This window comes from Pseudomonas sp. TWP3-1, assembly GCF_049896625.1.
In the GTDB taxonomy this organism is placed as follows: domain Bacteria; phylum Pseudomonadota; class Gammaproteobacteria; order Pseudomonadales; family Pseudomonadaceae; genus Aquipseudomonas.
Window position 1 is genome coordinate 41,192 of sequence record NZ_JAFCUQ010000022.1, and the last position, 15,887, is coordinate 57,078.

Consider the following 15,887-nt stretch of genomic DNA (forward strand, 5'->3'; position numbering starts at 1 on the left):
AGCTGTTCAATCACAAGAATAAAAAGATCCGAGGTGTTGCATGTCCGAGCTGTCCAAAGCGCGCATCCCCGACGCACCCGCCATTCAGCGATTGCCCCTTTTGCAACTGATTCTGGTCGGTTTGCAACATGTTCTGCTGATGTACGGCGGTGCCATCGCGGTGCCGTTGATCATCGGACAGGCCGCTGGCCTGAGTCGTGAAGAAATCGCCTTCCTGATCAACGCCGACCTGCTGGTCGCCGGCATCGCCACCATCGTGCAATCGATGGGCATCGGTCCGATGGGCATTCGCATGCCAGTGATGATGGGCGCCAGTTTTGCTGCGGTCGGCAGCATGGTCGCGATGGCCGGCATGCCAGGTATCGGTCTGCAGGGGATCTTCGGCGCAACGATCGCCGCCGGGTTTTTCGGCATGATCATCGCGCCGTTCATGTCCAAGGTCGTGCGTTTCTTCCCGCCGCTGGTGACCGGCACGGTCATCACCTCGATCGGTTTATCGCTATTCCCCGTCGCCGTGAACTGGGCCGGTGGCGGTGCCGCCGCTGCAGAGTTCGGCTCACCCATTTATCTGGCCATCGCCGCGCTGGTGTTGGGCACTATCTTGCTGGTTCACCGCTTCATGCGTGGCTTCTGGGTCAACATTTCGGTGTTGATCGGCATGTGCTTCGGCTACGTATTGTGCGGCGCGATCGGCATGGTTGACCTGAGTGGCATGGCCAACGCGCCGTGGGTGCAATTCGTCACGCCGCTGCACTTCGGCATGCCGAAATTCGAACTCGCGCCGATTCTGTCGATGTGTCTGGTGGTGGTGATCATCTTCGTCGAGTCGACCGGGATGTTTCTCGCGCTGGGCAAGATCACCGGCCAGGAAGTCTGCCCGCGCATGTTGCGGCGCGGCTTGCTGTGCGATGCCGGCGCTTCGTTCGTCGCCGGTTTCTTCAACACCTTCACTCACTCGTCTTTCGCGCAGAACATCGGCCTGGTGCAGATGACCGGCGTGCGTTGCCGTTCGGTGACCATCGTTGCCGGCGGTTTGTTGATCGTCTTGAGTCTGCTGCCCAAAGCCGCGTATCTGGTGGCATCGATCCCTCCGGCAGTTTTGGGTGGCGCAGCGATTGCGATGTTCGGCATGGTCGCCGCGACTGGCATCAAGATTCTGCAAGAGGCCGACATCGGTGACCGCCGCAATCAACTGCTGGTGGCAGTGAGTATCGGCATGGGCCTGATCCCGGTGGTACGTCCGGAATTCTTTGCCCATTTGCCATTGTGGATGAGCCCGATCACCCACAGCGGCATCGCCATGGCGACCCTGAGTGCGCTGACGCTGAACCTGCTGTTCAACATCCTCGGTGGCGCCGAACGCGCAGCCATCAACGACTGTCACGCCCACCCGCATTGATCCGAGTATTCACCCAAGGGGCCTGCAACGGCTGGCCCCCTCTCCACAGCTGTGCCTCAAAAATAAAAACAAGAGGGAGCAACAGATGATTCGCACGCAATCGAGTTTGCTATTGAGCGGCGGTTTGCTCGCCGCAACCCAGGCCATGGCCGGCGATTTATTGCTCTGGCAGACCAACAGCCTCAGCTATTTGTACGGCAAGAACTTCGCCATCAATCCGTCGATTCAGCAGACGGTGACGTTCGAGCACGCCGACAAATGGAAGTACGGCGACAACTTTCTGTTCGTCGACAAGATCTTCTACAACGGCCAGGAAGACCGCAACAAAGGTCCGCACACCTTCTACGGCGAATTCACCCCGCGTTTCTCGTTCGGCAAGATCCTCGACAAAAAACTCGAGTTCGGCCCAATCAAAGACGTGCTGCTGGCGATGACTTACGAGTACGGCGAAGGTGAAAGTGAAGCGTATCTGATCGGCCCGGGCTTCGACTTGAACGTGCCGGGTTTCAACTACGTCACCCTGAACATCTTCCGCCGCCAGACCGAAGGTCCGCGTCCCGGCGACGGCGTGTGGCAGATCTCGCCCGCCTGGTCTTACAGCATTCCCGTCGGTAATTCCGATCTGTTGATCGACGGTTATCTGGACTGGGTGGTCGACAACGACCAGAACGCGCGCGGCACTTACCACGCCAACCTACACATCAATCCGCAGATCAAGTATGACCTGGGCAAAGCGCTCGGCTGGGGTCAGAAACAGGTGTATGTCGGCACTGAATACAGCTATTGGAAAAACAAATACGGCATCGAAAGCAGCCCCAACCTCGACACCAATCAGAACACCGCCAGCCTGCTGGTAAAGGTGCACTTCTAACATGACCCGCAACCGTGCCCCACACCTGTCATCGGTGCTCTGTTGCGGGGCACTTGAGACCTGGCCAAGGAGTCAGTATTCTCCGCCGCCATCCGAATTCGGTCTAAAAAAAAGCCCGGATTTAATTCCTGACCAAAAAGCCAACTTATCCAGGCTTGGGTCAGTAACAAGGCCTACCCGAATCACGCACAATCGACGGTTTTCGAGCCGCCGATGGGCGTTTTTTTGTTTTTCGAAAAGCCTTGGCGCAGCTCTTGCTAACAGCAAAGAAGCTGACCGGTTGGATGATTTTTGCAGCAACGAAAAAAGGCGCCACACCAGAGCGCCGATCTAAAAAAAATAAACGTGGAACACCTACTTTGGGAGCAACCGAATGAAACGTATGTGCACCAGCCTGATGTTGGCGGGATCGATGCTGGCCGGGGGGCAGGCCATGGCCGAGGGCCTGCTGCAATGGCAGAACAACAGCCTGACCTACCTCTATGGCAAGGACTTTCAAGTCAACCCGCGCATTCAGCAGACCGTGACCTTCGAGCACGCCGATGGCTGGAAGTATGGGGACAACTTCTTCTTCCTCGACAAGATCTTCTACAACGGTGGCAAGGACTTCAGCAACGGCCCGAATACCTATTACGGTGAGTTCAGCCCGCGCATCTCGCTGGGCAAGGTGCTCGACCAGAAGATCGAATTCGGTCCGATCAAAGACGTGCTGCTGGCGATGACTTACGAGTTCGGCGAGGGTGACACCGAGTCCTATCTGATCGGTCCGGGCTTCGACCTGGCGATTCCTGGTTTCGACTACTTCCAGCTGAACTTCTACCAGCGTCACACCGAAGGCCCGCGCGCCGGTGACAACGTCTGGCAGATCACTCCGGCTTGGTCTTACACCATCCCGGTGGGCAATTCGAACATCCTGATCGACGGGTTCATGGATTGGGTCGTCGACAACGATTCCAACTCCAAGGGCGACTACCACGCCAACCTGCACTTCAACCCGCAGGTCAAATACGACCTGGGCAAGGCGCTGAGTTTCGGCGAGAAGCAGTTGTATGTCGGTGTGGAATACGACTACTGGAAAGACAAGTACGGTATCGACGACACCGGCGCGTTCAAGACCAATCAGAGCACCACAAGCTTCCTGGTGAAGTTCCACTTCTGATAAAGATCAAAAGATCGCAGGCTGCGCCAGCTCCTACATTGGAACGCATTCCTCTGTAGGAGCTGCCGAAGGCTCGGGCCGCGATCGGACGATCTTTTGCTTTAAAAAGGCAACCCCAAAAACCGGCACAACTCCTCGCGTTTGGCCAACGCATCGCGCCGCCCCAGATCGATCAATTCGCTGCAATACCCCGCCTCGAATAGCAGATAACTCAATACCCCCGCGCCACTGGTCTTGGTCGCTCCCGGCCCGCGCAAAAACAAGCGCAGCGCCGCCGGCAATTCCTGGCGATGGCGTGCCGCAATTTCATCAATCGGCTGACTTGGCGAAATCACCAGCACTTCAACCGGCGCCACACCCAGCGCCCGCGTCGGCGTGCCGTCAGGCATCAGATGGCTGAACTGATTTAGACGCTGCAGCAGCTCGATATCGCTCTCCAGACTGTCGATGAACGTGCTGTTGAGCATGTGCCCGCCAATTTGCGCCAGCGTCGGTTGCTGTCCGGTGTAGTTGCGTTGCACCGGCTGCGGATCGACACCGCGCGGGTTGCCGCTGACGCCCACCACCAACACCCGAGTCGCGCCCAGATGCAGCGCCGGGCTGATGGGTGCCGACTGGCGCACCGCGCCGTCACCAAAATATTCTTCGCCGATTTTTACCGGCGCAAACAACAGCGGAATCGCCGAACTCGCCAGCAAGTGCTCAACCGACAACTGCGTCGGCACGCCAATCCGTCGATGACGCAGCCACGCATCAATCGTCCCGCCGCCCTGATAAAACGTCACGGCCTGACCCGACTCGTAGCCGAACGCGGTCACTGCTACCGCGCGCAATTGCTTTTGCGCGATCGATTCGGCAATGCCGGGCATGTGCAGTTTGTCGTGGAGCAGATCGCGCAGCGGCGAACTGTTGAGCAGCGCCACCGGCAACTGCCGGCCAATGCCGAGCAGGCTGTGGCTGACAAAACGGCTGGCCTGACGGATCACGCCGGGCCAGTCGCTGCGCAGCACGCGATGGCTGCGAAAGCCCTGCCAGAACAAGGTCAGGCGTTCGATGGCGGCGCGAAAATCCGTGGCGCCGCTGGCCAGACTCACCGCGTTGATCGCCCCGGCCGAAGTGCCGACTATCACCGGAAACGGATTGTCCGCGCCCAGCGGCAGCAACTCGGCAATCGCCGCCAACACCCCCACCTGATAAGCCGCCCGAGCCCCGCCGCCGGAAAGAATCAAACCTGTGACCGGTTCAGTCGGGCTCATCGCAACGCTCCATGGTGCTCAAGGGGAAAGGTCAATCAACGGCGTTTGGCGTACAACTTCGGCTCGCCCGGCGGCCGGCTCTTGAATCGGCGATGTGCCCACAGGTATTGCTCGGGGCAATCACGCAACACGCCTTCGACCCATTGGTTGATGCGCAGGCAATCAGCCTCTTCGCTCTCGCCGGGGAAACCTTCCAGCGGCGGATGGATCACCAGACGGTAACCGCTGCCGTCGGCCAGACGTTCCTGGGTGAACGGCACCACCAGCGCTTTGCCCAGCCGCGCAAATTTACTCGTGGCGGTGACGGTCGCTGCTTGAATGCCGAACAGCGGGACGAAGATGCTTTGCTTGGCGCCGTAGTCCTGATCCGGTGCATACCAGATTGCTCGGCCGCTGCGCAGCAACTTGAGCATGCCGCGCACGTCGTCGCGCTCCACCGCCAGCGAATCCAGATTATGCCGCTCACGGCCCTGGCGCTGGACAAAGTCGAACAGCGGATTTTTGTGTTCGCGGTACATGCCGTCGATGGTGTGCTGCTGGCCGAGCAGCGCCGCGCCGATTTCCAGCGTGGTGAAATGCACCGCCATCAGAATCACGCCTTTGCCTTCACGCTGAGCGTTTTGCAGATGTTCCAGACCTTCGACGTGAGCCAGTTTGGCCAGACGCTCGCGCGACCACCACCAGCTCATGGCCATTTCGAAGAACGCGATACCGGTGGACGCGAAATTCTCCTTGAGCAGGCGTTTGCGCTCGGCGGCGGATTTTTCCGGGAAACACAATTCAAGATTGCGCTTGGCGATGCGCCGTCGGTCGCCGGCAAAGCGATACATCAACGCACCCAAGGCACGACCGATCGTCAGTAATGCCGGATACGGCAACTGCACGATCAGCCACAACAGCCCAAGGCCGCACCAGAGCGGCCAGAAGCGTGGAGAAAGAAATGCTGTTCGAAACTGCGGGCGATCCATTAAAGCTTCCGTAAATGCAGTGGCCGCGCATTCTACATCGTTCGACCCGGCTTGCGGCTGGCCGGCGTTCTCGTTATAAGTCTCGGCACTTTCCGTGACAAGCCGTTGTATGCCGACATGAGCCAAACCGCACCGCCAGACCAAGTTTCCGTCTTTCAGTTGAAGGGCAGCATGCTCGCCATTACGGTGCTGGAGCTGACCCGCAACGACCTCGACAGCCTCGATCGGCAATTGGCCGCCAAAGTCGCGCAAGCGCCGAACTTCTTCAGCAATGCGCCGCTGGTGCTGGCCCTCGACAAACTGCCGCCGGGCGAAGGCGCGGTCGATCTGCCGGGCCTGATGCGCGTATGCCGCCAGCACGGCCTGCGCACACTGGCGATCCGCGCCAGCCGCATCGAAGACATCGCCGCCGCCATTGCCATCGACATCCCGGTGCTGCCGCCATCCGGCGCCCGTGAGCGACCGCTGGAAACGCCTGAGCCGGAGTTGAAGAAAAAGCCGGAAAAACCGCCCGAGCCGACGATCAAAGCGACCCGCGTCATCACCACGCCAGTACGTGGTGGCCAACAGATATATGCCCAGGGTGGCGATCTGGTGGTGGTGTCTTCGGTCAGCCCGGGGGCGGAACTTCTCGCCGATGGCAACATCCATGTATACGGCCCGATGCGCGGTCGCGCGCTGGCCGGGGTCAAGGGTGACACCAAGGCACGGATTTTCTGTCAGCAATTGAGCGCTGAACTGATCTCCATTGCCGGCCACTACAAGGTGTCCGAAGACCTGCGTCGTGATCCGATGTGGGGTTCGGCCGTACAGGTCAGCCTGTCGGGCGACGTGTTGAACATCATTCGGCTTTAACGGATACTGCCGCATTTTCCAAGCATCTCTAAAACGTAGCGAAAACGGCTCAAACGAAGTAGGAAAAAGGCTCAACGCCAAATTCCAGCCAAGGCTGTCCGACTGCAGTAGTTTTCAAGAGATGTTTTTCAGGGGCTCAACAGTCCCTCTTCCTTAGGGGTGAAACACCTTGGCCAAGATTCTCGTGGTTACATCCGGCAAGGGTGGTGTGGGTAAGACCACCACCAGCGCCGCTATCGGTACCGGTCTCGCTCTGCGCGGCCACAAAACAGTAATCGTCGACTTCGACGTGGGCCTGCGTAACCTCGACCTGATCATGGGTTGCGAGCGTCGCGTGGTGTATGACTTCGTCAACGTGGTCAACGGCGAAGCCAACCTGCAACAGGCACTGATCAAAGACAAGCGCCTGGAAAACCTCTACGTGCTGGCCGCCAGCCAGACCCGTGACAAAGACGCGCTGACTCAGGAAGGCGTGGAAAAAGTCCTGATGGAGCTCAAGGAACAATTCGAGTTCGTGGTCTGCGACTCCCCGGCGGGCATCGAGAAAGGCGCCCACCTGGCCATGTACTTCGCTGATGAAGCGATCGTCGTGACCAACCCGGAAGTGTCCTCGGTACGCGATTCGGACCGCATGCTCGGCCTGCTGGCCAGCAAGTCGCGTCGCGCCGAAAAAGGCGAAGACCCGATCAAGGAACACCTGCTGCTGACCCGCTACAACCCGCAGCGTGTGAGCGACGGCGAAATGCTCGGCGTCGAAGACGTCAAAGAAATTCTGGCCGTGACCCTGCTGGGCGTCATCCCGGAATCCCAGGCAGTCCTCAAGGCTTCCAACTCCGGCGTGCCGGTGATTCTCGATGACCAGAGCGACGCCGGTCAGGCGTACAGCGATGCGGTAGATCGCCTGCTGGGCAAAACCGTGGAACATCGTTTCCTCGACGTCACTAAGAAAGGCTTCTTCGAGCGCCTGTTTGGAGGTCGGTAATGAACATTTTTGACTTCTTTCGTGCCAACAAGAAGCCCAGTACCGCATCGGTAGCGAAAGAGCGTCTGCAGATCATCGTGGCGCACGAACGCGGCCAGCGCAGTACCCCGGATTACCTGCCAGCCTTGCAGAAGGAACTGGTGGAAGTGATCCGCAAGTACGTCAATATCGGGTCCGATGACGTGCACGTCGCTCTGGAAAACCAGGGCAGCTGCTCGATTCTGGAACTCAATATCACCCTGCCAGATCGCTGAGTCGATCCAGCAGGAACGACGGCGGCTCAGGGCCATTCCCGCAACGGAATGGCCCTGAGCCGCCGTTGGCATTTGTTACGAGGCTGTTTTAATGCCGTTGTCCAACGTCCACATCATTCATCAGGACGCCGCCGTATTGGTGGTGAACAAACCGACCCTGTTGCTCTCCGTGCCCGGCCGGGCCGATGACAACAAGGACTGCCTGATCACCCGCCTGCAAGAAAACGGCTACCCGGAAGCACGCATCGTGCATCGTCTGGACTGGGAGACTTCCGGCATCATTTTGCTGGCGCGCGACCCTGACACCCATCGCGAACTGTCGCGCCAGTTTCACGACCGTGAAACCGAAAAAGCCTACACCGCCTTGGCGTGGGGCCAGCCGGAACTCGACAGCGGCAGCATCGACCTGCCACTGCGCTACGATCCTCCGACCAAGCCCCGGCATGTGGTCGATCACGAATTCGGCAAAAACGCCCTGACCTTCTGGCGTGTGCTGGAGCGTTGCGGTGACTGGTGCCGCGTCGAGCTGACGCCGATCACCGGGCGCTCGCACCAATTGCGTGTGCACATGCTGTCGATTGGTCATCCGCTGCTGGGTGACGGTCTCTACGCCCACGAACAAGCCCTCGCAGCCTGGCCGCGCCTGTGCCTGCACGCGAGCATGCTCAGCTTCACCCATCCACAGACCGGCGAGCGCCTGCGCTTCGAGTGCCCGGCACCGTTCTGACTTTGCACAATGTCCCAAGCTCCGGCCGATGCGTTAAACTCCCGCCCATCGCTGTCTGGAGCTTCTTATGCGCGAAGAGTTGAACCAAGGCCTGATCGACTTCCTCAAGGCCTCCCCTACCCCGTTCCACGCCACCGCCAGCCTTGTGCAACGTCTGGAGGCCGCCGGTTACATGCGCCTCGACGAGCGCGAGCCATGGAACACCGAGGCCAACGGCCGCTATTACGTCACCCGCAATGACTCCTCGATTGTCGCGATCAAAATGGGCCGCAACTCGCCGCTGCATGACGGCATCCGCCTGGTCGGCGCGCATACCGACAGCCCATGCCTGCGCGTCAAGCCGCAACCGGAGCTGCAACGTCAGGGCTTCTGGCAGCTAGGCGTGGAAGTCTACGGCGGCGCACTGCTCGCGCCGTGGTTTGACCGCGACCTGTCGCTGGCCGGCCGCGTGACCTTCCGTCGTGACGGCAAAGTTGAAAGTCAGCTGATCGACTTCAAAGCACCGATTGCGATCATTCCCAACCTGGCCATTCACCTCAATCGTGAAGCCAACATGGGTTGGGCGATCAACGCGCAGACCGAACTGCCGCCGATCCTCGCGCAATTTGCCGGTGACGAGCGCGTGGATTTCCGTGCGGTACTCACCGATCAACTGGCGCGCGAGCACGGCCTGAATGCCGACGTGGTGCTGGATTACGAGCTGAGTTTCTACGACACGCAAAGCGCTGCGGTCATCGGCCTGAACGGCGATTTCATTGCCGGCGCGCGCCTCGACAATCTGCTGTCGTGCTACGCCGGCCTGCAAGCCTTGCTCACCGCCGACACCGAAGAAACCTGCGTGCTGGTCGCCAATGACCACGAAGAAGTCGGCTCATGCTCGGCCTGTGGCGCCGATGGCCCGATGCTCGAACAGACACTGCGTCGTCTGCTGCCGGAAGGTGACGAATTCGTCCGCACCATCCAGAAATCGCTGCTGGTCTCGGCCGACAACGCCCACGGCGTGCATCCGAACTACGCGGAAAAGCACGACGCCAACCATGGCCCGAAACTCAACGCCGGCCCGGTGATCAAGGTCAACAGCAACCAGCGCTACGCCACCAACAGCGAAACCGCCGGTTTCTTCCGCCATCTGTGCATGGCCGAAGAAGTACCGGTGCAAAGCTTCGTGGTGCGCAGCGACATGGGCTGCGGCTCGACCATCGGCCCGATCACCGCCAGCCACTTGGGCGTGCGCACCGTGGATATCGGCCTGCCGACCTTCGCCATGCACTCGATCCGCGAACTGTGCGGCAGCCATGACCTGGCACATCTGGTCAAAGTGCTGAGCGCGTTCTACGCTTGCCGCGAATTGCCGTAACCCGTTAAAAGCTCGCAGCGTGCCGCAGCTCCTACAGGGATCACATTTCAATGTAGGAGCTGCGGCACGCTGCGATCTTTTGATCTTCAAACCGGCTCATTTCTGATACACATCAGCACCGCACTCTGAAATTCCACCTAGACTTAAATCATCCCTTTCGACAAGGCTGTCGCCAATGATCTCGATGTCTTCCTTCCACGCCATGCTGATTCCGATTCTGTGCGGAATGATTCTGCTGGCGGTCGGTTTCAACTTCCGCGACAAAAACGCCGGCGTGTTCGCCATGTGGATCGGCATGCTGCTGATCCTTGCCACCGTGGTCTACAAGATCCTCGCCAAACTGAACGAATAACCCGCCGCGGCTCGCAATGACCCGGACAGCCTCGTACACTCGCCCGATCCGCCCCTTGCGAGGTTGACCGCCTAGTGTTCGCTCGTCTGTTTGCTCTGCCCTCTGTATTTCTTATCTGCCTGATGACGCTGCTGCCACTGGCGCCCGCCCACGCGGTCGGCCTGCCGGGTATTCTCGGCAGCTCCAGCAAGGCGCAACCGGAAGCGCAGGTGCCACTCGGCCAGTCACTCGATGAAGTTATCAAGTCGCTGGAAAACGACCAGCAACGCGCCAAGCTGCTCACCGATCTGAAAAAACTCCGTGACACGACCAAAAAAGCCCAGGCCACCCCGGAAGAAGGCGTACTGGGCCTGATCGGCGGCACCCTCGCGAGTTTCGAAAAGCAGTTTTCCGGCGCCGACAGCCCGCTCAATCGCTGGTCAGCCGAGTTCGATCTGGCGAAAGCCGAATTCAAAAGCCTAATGCTGCCGGCCAGCGAATGGCTGCCGATCATCTTCGCCTTCGCGGTGATTCTCGCAGTCTGGAGCCTGCTCGCCGCCGCGCTGATCTGGCTCGGGCACCGCGTACGCATGCGCTTCGGCCTGACCGAAGAACTGCCGCAACACCCCAAAGCCCTCGACATGCTGCGCTTCGCCCTGCGCAAACTCGGGCCGTGGCTGATCGCGTTGGTCATCACCGTGTACATGAGCTACGCGCTGCCTTCGTCCTTGGGCAAAAGCCTGGCGATGGTCCTGGCGTATGCCTTGGTGGTCGGCACATGCTTCTCGGCAATCTGCGTGATCGCCTTCTCCGTCCTCGACGGCCCGCACCGCCACAAGGCGCTGTACATCCTGCGCCACCAGGCGTTTCGCCCGTTGTGGCTGATCGGCAGCTTCGCCGCCTTCGGTGAAGCCCTCAGCGACCCGCGCCTGGTAGAAGGGCTCGGCGTGCATCTGGCGCACACCGCCGCGACGGTCGCCAACGTTCTCGCAGCACTGTCGACCGGGCTGTTCATCCTGCGCTTCCGCCGCCCGATCGCGCACCTGATCCGCAACCAGCCACTGTCGCGGCGCCTGACGCGCCGCGCCCTCAGCGACACCATCGATATCCTCGGCACCTTCTGGTACATCCCGGCATTGGTGCTGGTCGGCATCTCACTGTTCGCCACCTTCGTCTCCGCCGGCGACACCAGCACCGCCCTGCGCCAGTCGCTGATCTGCACGGTTTTGCTGGTGCTGTGCATGGTGATCAACGGTCTCGTGCGCCGCCATTCACTCAAACCGCAACGCGGCGTCAAACGCCACGCGCTCTACTCCGAACGCCTGAAAAGCTTCTTCTACACCCTGGCGCATCTGCTGGTGTGGCTGGCGTTCATCGAACTCGGCCTGCGGGTCTGGGGCATGTCGCTGATCGGCTTCACCGAGGGCGAAGGACATGACGTCAGCGTCAAACTGTTCGGCCTGATCGGCACATTGATCTTCGCCTGGCTGATCTGGATCCTCAGCGACACCGCCGTACACCACGCCCTCACCCGCTCCCGCAAAGGCCTGGCCAACGCCCGCGCACAAACGATGATGCCGCTGATCCGCAACGTACTGTTCGTGGCGATCTTCATCATCGCGCTGATCGTCGCCCTGGCAAACATGGGCATGAACGTCACCCCACTGCTGGCCGGTGCAGGCGTCATCGGCCTGGCCATCGGCTTCGGCGCCCAATCACTGGTCGCCGACCTGATCACCGGCCTGTTCATCATCATCGAAGATTCGTTAGCCATCGACGACTACGTCGACGTCGGCGGCCACCTCGGCACCGTCGAAGGCCTGACCATCCGCACCGTCCGCCTGCGCGACATCGACGGCATCGTCCACACCATCCCGTTCAGCGAAATCAAAAGCATCAAAAACTACTCACGCGAATTCGGCTACGCGATCTTCCGCGTGGCCGTGCCCTACAACATGGAAATCGACGACGCCATCAAACTGATGCGCGACGTCGGACAGAAAATGCGCACCGACCCGCTACAGCGACGCAACATCTGGTCACCACTGGAGATACAGGGTGTGGAAAGTTTCGAATCCGGCAGCGCAATCCTGCGTGCAAGATTCAAGACAGCGCCAATCAAACAGTGGGAAGTTTCAAGAGCATTCAACCTATCGCTAAAACGCCACCTCGATGAAGCAGGCCTGGATTTAGCGACACCGCGAATGAGCGTCCAAGTAATAACCGCAGGCGGAGGCCAACCAAAAGAATAACCCTGCCCCTGCCCGCTTTTAACCACTCAACAGGATGAGCGTTAGCTCGGCAGCAGCTCTTGATCTTGATCTCAAGCGCCCATCGGCAGGCTGAGTGGAGGGATGCATCCGGGGGTGGGCGCGCAGCGCCGTTCGACGAAGTCGAACACATCGAGAGGAGGTGCAGCGCAGCAAACCGGAGGCGATGCCCCCGGATGCATCCCGGAAGGAAGGAACCCCGAGCCCCAGCGAGCGGGCCGAACGCCAGGGTAAAGCCTTTTTGGGTACTTTTTCGGCGTCTGGAAAAAGTGCCTCGCCGTAAGGGCGAAACCATAAACAGCCATCACCGCAGCAACGGATATTCACCCAAAACAATCACACGACATCGACGCCCACATGAATCGCATCATGCCGCCAAAACTCCAGATCACAGTCAATAAGCCGCTCATGCTGATCATAATTAACCCGAGCGATCCGCAACCCCGGACTCCCCACCGAAACCCGTAAAGCCGCCGCCGCATCCACCGACAACGCCGTCGGCACAATCTCGAAACGCACCCGCCCATAGTGCAAATCGTAATGCCGCGCATAAAGCTCGGTAATCGACTGATTCAAATCAAACTGCAGAATCCCCGGAAAAAACTGCGGATTCAAATAATGCTCCACATACAACACCAGCCGCCCATCAATCCGCCGCGACCGGCAAATCTGAATCACGCTCGACAACGCAGGCAGTTGCAACCACGCACACACCGCCGCCGATGCCGGTAGCAGCCGCGCCGAAATCACCTCGGTCAAAGGCACCCGCCCCTGCGCACTGACCATCGCGTGAAAGTGGCTGCGCTGCATCAAGTTGTAAGCCAGACGCGGCGGCGAGACAAACCAGCCGCGGCGCTCCTCGCGATAAATCTGGCCCTGCGCCTCGAGCTGCAACAACGCCTCGCGCACAGTAATCCGCGTCGTGCCAAACAACTCGCTGAGCTTGCGCTCGGCCGGCAACTTGCTGCCCGCCGCCAACAAACCGTGGTCCAGTTGCTCCTGGAGAATCTGGCCAATGGCTGTCACCGCTTTGGTTGCCTCATCGCGCATCAACGTTACCTATCTGGACTAGACCAGCACTGTTTCGGGGCAAAACACAACGGCGGTCAAGCCGTTCGAATTGTGTTGCAAGCCTAGGCAGTGCAGATGACCGAGAGATGACAAAACTACCCAACGGTCGTCTTCATGACTTGCAATACATCGGCCAAGTCCCTTGTCCGCCGGGGCTTCGAGCATGGTCTACGCTTACCGGGCACCCGCCAATTGCGGGCAAATAACAGACTCGCCTGACGATGACCGACATCAAATTGTCATCCGGCCACCTTAGATTGGCTCAGGTATTGCTGACCTAGACCAACAACCGCAATCGCAGCGTTGAACACGACCCAAGGAGCTTCGGAATGAAACAGCTTTTCCTGGCATCACTGTTAGGCTCGACCATCGCAATGTGCACCGCCGCCATGGCGGCCGACACCGATCTCAAGACCCTCGAAGCCGCTGCGAAAGCGGAAGGCGCCGTCAACAGCGTCGGCATGCCCGATGACTGGGCCAACTGGAAAGGCACCTGGGAAGACCTGGCCAAGAAATACGGTCTGAAACACATCGACACTGACATGAGTTCGGCGCAGGAAATTGCCAAGTTCGCCGCCGAAAAAGACAACGCCTCCGCCGACATCGGCGACGTTGGCGCGGCATTCGGCCCGATCGCGGTCAAGCAAGGCGTGGTGCAGCCGTACAAACCAAGCACCTGGGAGCAGATTCCAGCCTGGGCCAAGGACACCGACGGCAACTGGGCACTCGCCTACACCGGCACCATCGCATTCATCGTCAACAAGAAGCTGCTGCACGGTTCCGAAGTACCGACCAAATGGGCTGACCTCAAGGGCGGCAAATACAAGGTTTCCATCGGTGACGTGAGCACTGCCGCGCAAGCTGCCAACGGCGTTCTGGCCGCAGCATTGGCCAACGGTGGCGATGAGAAAAACATCCAGCCTGCCCTGCTGTTGTTCGCTGACATCGCCAAGCAGGGTCGCCTGTCGATGGCCAACCCGACCATCGCCACCATGGAAAAAGGCGAGATCGAAGTCGGTGTGGTCTGGGACTTCAACGGCTTGAGCTACAAGGCCAAGATGGCTAACCCGGATGATTACGTAGTGCTGATCCCGTCCGACGGTTCGGTGATTTCCGGCTACACCACCATCATCAACAAATACGCCAAGAACCCGAACGCCGCCAAGCTGACCCGCGAATACATCTTCAGCGACGCCGGCCAGACCAACCTCGCTCGCGGCAACGCGCGTCCGATCCGCGCCGAGCACCTGCAATTGCCGGAAGACGTGAAAGCCAAGCTGCTGCCGAACGAGCAGTACAAAAAGGTCACGCCGATCAAAGACGCCGATGCGTGGGAAAAAACTTCCAAGGCTCTGCCGCAGAAGTGGAACGAAGAAGTCATCGTAGAGATGAAGTAATCCTGTAGATCCACATTGGGTCTGACACAAAACCCTGTGGGAGCGGGCTTGCCCGCGATGGCGATTTCACATTCAACACATGCGTTGAATGACATACCGCCTTCGCTGGCAAGCCAGCTCCCACAGGGTCCGTGTCGATTTCGAGTTTTCCGGTTTATTGTTTCGCGGAGTTTTCGCCCCTATGAAGCACAACGTCATCCTGGTCGTGCTCGATGGCCTCAACTACGAGGTCGCGCGTCACGCCATGGGGCATCTGCAGGCTTATGTCGGCGCAGGACGCGCAGCGCTCTACCAACTGGAGTGCGAACTGCCGGCGCTGTCCCGACCGCTTTACGAATGCATCCTCACCGGCGTGCCGCCCATCGACAGCGGCATCGTCCACAACAACGTCTCGCGCCTGTCCAACCAGCGCAGCATCTATCACTACGCCACGGATGCCGGACTGAAAACCGCCGCTGCTGCCTATCACTGGGTCAGCGAGCTGTACAACCGTTCGCCGTTCGTGGTCGCTCGGGATCGTCATACCGATGACCCGTCACTGCCGATTCAACACGGTCATTTCTACTGGAACGATCACTACCCGGATTCGCACCTGTTCGCCGATGCCGAAAGCCTGCGTCTGTGCCATGCGCCGAATTTCCTGCTGATCCACCCGATGAACATCGACGACGCCGGGCACAAGCACGGCCTCGATTCCTCGCAGTACCGCAACAGCGCTCGCAGCGCTGACATCATCCTTGCGGACTACCTGCAAGGCTGGCTCGACAGCGGTTATCAGGTGCTGGTAACCGCCGATCACGGCATGAACAACGACCGCTCGCACAACGGCCTGCTGCCGGAAGAACGTCAGGTGCCGCTGTTCGTATTCGGCGATGCCTTCAGCCTGAATCCGGATGCAGCCCCGAAGCAGACCGACATCTGCGGCACGATCTGCGAACTGCTCGGCGTAGCTCATGACAAACCTGTGTGCCGGGAGCTGCTCAAGTGAAC

General features: G+C 59.6%; 15 protein-coding genes. 12 read left to right on the forward strand and 3 right to left on the reverse strand.

From position 1 onward, the window contains the following. The first annotated feature begins 40 nt into the window (after nucleotides 1-40). The 3 genes from ACP7BN_RS24180 to ACP7BN_RS24190 all read left to right on the forward strand — a co-directional run bounded on the left by ACP7BN_RS24180 (nucleotide 41) and on the right by ACP7BN_RS24190 (nucleotide 3,429). Nucleotides 41-1,399, forward strand: coding sequence for a nucleobase:cation symporter-2 family protein (locus ACP7BN_RS24180; RefSeq protein ID WP_426206388.1), 1,359 nt, complete (start codon nucleotides 41-43; stop codon nucleotides 1,397-1,399). An 85-nt stretch (nucleotides 1,400-1,484) separates the two neighbouring features. Beyond that, nucleotides 1,485-2,270, forward strand: a complete 786-nt coding sequence (locus tag ACP7BN_RS24185; protein WP_426206389.1) for an outer membrane protein OmpK — start codon at nucleotides 1,485-1,487, stop codon at nucleotides 2,268-2,270. 373 nt (nucleotides 2,271-2,643) lie between these two features. Then, the gene (locus tag ACP7BN_RS24190) at nucleotides 2,644-3,429 is read left to right on the forward strand and encodes an outer membrane protein OmpK (protein WP_420650360.1); all 786 of its coding nucleotides are present in this window, start codon (nucleotides 2,644-2,646) and stop codon (nucleotides 3,427-3,429) included. Nucleotides 3,430-3,530: 101 nt separating this feature from the next. On the opposite strand, the gene ACP7BN_RS24195 is transcribed toward ACP7BN_RS24190, so the two are convergent. Further along, nucleotides 3,531-4,685, reverse strand: a complete 1,155-nt coding sequence (locus ACP7BN_RS24195; protein ID WP_426206390.1) for a patatin-like phospholipase family protein — start codon at nucleotides 4,683-4,685, stop codon at nucleotides 3,531-3,533. A 35-nt stretch (nucleotides 4,686-4,720) separates the two neighbouring features. Next, on the reverse strand, nucleotides 4,721-5,653 hold the full coding sequence (locus tag ACP7BN_RS24200; protein ID WP_426206391.1) for a lipid A biosynthesis lauroyl acyltransferase: 933 nt from the start codon (nucleotides 5,651-5,653) through the stop codon (nucleotides 4,721-4,723). Between the two features lie 117 nt (nucleotides 5,654-5,770). Here ACP7BN_RS24200 and minC point away from each other — a divergent pair, with 117 nt between their 5' ends. From minC to ACP7BN_RS24235, 7 genes are all read left to right on the forward strand, one after another. Further along, nucleotides 5,771-6,508: a septum site-determining protein MinC gene (minC, locus tag ACP7BN_RS24205; protein WP_426206392.1), complete on the forward strand. Its 738-nt coding sequence runs from the start codon at nucleotides 5,771-5,773 to the stop codon at nucleotides 6,506-6,508. Between the two features lie 169 nt (nucleotides 6,509-6,677). Then, complete coding sequence (minD, locus tag ACP7BN_RS24210) at nucleotides 6,678-7,490, forward strand: septum site-determining protein MinD (RefSeq protein ID WP_259501137.1); 813 nt, start codon at nucleotides 6,678-6,680, stop codon at nucleotides 7,488-7,490. Next, the gene (gene minE / locus ACP7BN_RS24215) at nucleotides 7,490-7,744 is read left to right on the forward strand and encodes a cell division topological specificity factor MinE (protein WP_007944431.1); all 255 of its coding nucleotides are present in this window, start codon (nucleotides 7,490-7,492) and stop codon (nucleotides 7,742-7,744) included. Before minD ends, minE begins: the two co-directional genes overlap by 1 nt. A 91-nt stretch (nucleotides 7,745-7,835) precedes the next feature. Then, nucleotides 7,836-8,471: an RluA family pseudouridine synthase gene (locus tag ACP7BN_RS24220; protein ID WP_426206393.1), complete on the forward strand. Its 636-nt coding sequence runs from the start codon at nucleotides 7,836-7,838 to the stop codon at nucleotides 8,469-8,471. 67 nt (nucleotides 8,472-8,538) lie between these two features. Next, complete coding sequence (locus tag ACP7BN_RS24225; RefSeq protein ID WP_420650355.1) at nucleotides 8,539-9,828, forward strand: M18 family aminopeptidase; 1,290 nt, start codon at nucleotides 8,539-8,541, stop codon at nucleotides 9,826-9,828. Nucleotides 9,829-10,003: 175 nt separating this feature from the next. Then, nucleotides 10,004-10,180 carry a hypothetical protein gene (locus tag ACP7BN_RS24230; RefSeq protein WP_420650354.1) on the forward strand — a complete coding sequence of 59 codons (177 nt, stop codon included), beginning with the start codon at nucleotides 10,004-10,006 and terminating at the stop codon, nucleotides 10,178-10,180. Between the two features lie 74 nt (nucleotides 10,181-10,254). Beyond that, the gene (locus tag ACP7BN_RS24235; RefSeq protein WP_426206394.1) at nucleotides 10,255-12,411 is read left to right on the forward strand and encodes a mechanosensitive ion channel domain-containing protein; all 2,157 of its coding nucleotides are present in this window, start codon (nucleotides 10,255-10,257) and stop codon (nucleotides 12,409-12,411) included. A gap of 354 nt (nucleotides 12,412-12,765) precedes the next feature. Here the strand turns inward: ACP7BN_RS24235 and ACP7BN_RS24240 are convergent, their stop codons facing one another. Next, on the reverse strand, nucleotides 12,766-13,479 hold the full coding sequence (locus ACP7BN_RS24240) for a UTRA domain-containing protein (RefSeq protein ID WP_426206395.1): 714 nt from the start codon (nucleotides 13,477-13,479) through the stop codon (nucleotides 12,766-12,768). Nucleotides 13,480-13,829: 350 nt separating this feature from the next. Here ACP7BN_RS24240 and ACP7BN_RS24245 point away from each other — a divergent pair, with 350 nt between their 5' ends. Then, complete coding sequence (locus ACP7BN_RS24245; protein WP_420650351.1) at nucleotides 13,830-14,897, forward strand: ABC transporter substrate-binding protein; 1,068 nt, start codon at nucleotides 13,830-13,832, stop codon at nucleotides 14,895-14,897. 181 nt (nucleotides 14,898-15,078) lie between these two features. After that, nucleotides 15,079-15,885, forward strand: coding sequence for an alkaline phosphatase family protein (locus ACP7BN_RS24250; protein ID WP_426206396.1), 807 nt, complete (start codon nucleotides 15,079-15,081; stop codon nucleotides 15,883-15,885). Nucleotides 15,886-15,887: the final 2 nt, after the last annotated feature.

Coding starts and splice junctions, on each gene's coding strand:
- ACP7BN_RS24180 (WP_426206388.1), top strand. CDS start 41: ATGTCCGAGCTGTCCAAAGCGCGCATCCCCGACGCACCCGCCATTCAG.
- ACP7BN_RS24185 (WP_426206389.1), top strand. CDS start 1,485: ATGATTCGCACGCAATCGAGTTTGCTATTGAGCGGCGGTTTGCTCGCC.
- ACP7BN_RS24190 (WP_420650360.1), top strand. CDS start 2,644: ATGAAACGTATGTGCACCAGCCTGATGTTGGCGGGATCGATGCTGGCC.
- ACP7BN_RS24195 (WP_426206390.1), bottom strand. CDS start 4,685: ATGAGCCCGACTGAACCGGTCACAGGTTTGATTCTTTCCGGCGGCGGG.
- ACP7BN_RS24200 (WP_426206391.1), bottom strand. CDS start 5,653: ATGGATCGCCCGCAGTTTCGAACAGCATTTCTTTCTCCACGCTTCTGG.
- minC (WP_426206392.1), top strand. CDS start 5,771: ATGAGCCAAACCGCACCGCCAGACCAAGTTTCCGTCTTTCAGTTGAAG.
- minE (WP_007944431.1), top strand. CDS start 7,490: ATGAACATTTTTGACTTCTTTCGTGCCAACAAGAAGCCCAGTACCGCA.
- ACP7BN_RS24220 (WP_426206393.1), top strand. CDS start 7,836: ATGCCGTTGTCCAACGTCCACATCATTCATCAGGACGCCGCCGTATTG.
- ACP7BN_RS24225 (WP_420650355.1), top strand. CDS start 8,539: ATGCGCGAAGAGTTGAACCAAGGCCTGATCGACTTCCTCAAGGCCTCC.
- ACP7BN_RS24230 (WP_420650354.1), top strand. CDS start 10,004: ATGATCTCGATGTCTTCCTTCCACGCCATGCTGATTCCGATTCTGTGC.
- ACP7BN_RS24240 (WP_426206395.1), bottom strand. CDS start 13,479: ATGCGCGATGAGGCAACCAAAGCGGTGACAGCCATTGGCCAGATTCTC.
- ACP7BN_RS24245 (WP_420650351.1), top strand. CDS start 13,830: ATGAAACAGCTTTTCCTGGCATCACTGTTAGGCTCGACCATCGCAATG.
- ACP7BN_RS24250 (WP_426206396.1), top strand. CDS start 15,079: ATGAAGCACAACGTCATCCTGGTCGTGCTCGATGGCCTCAACTACGAG.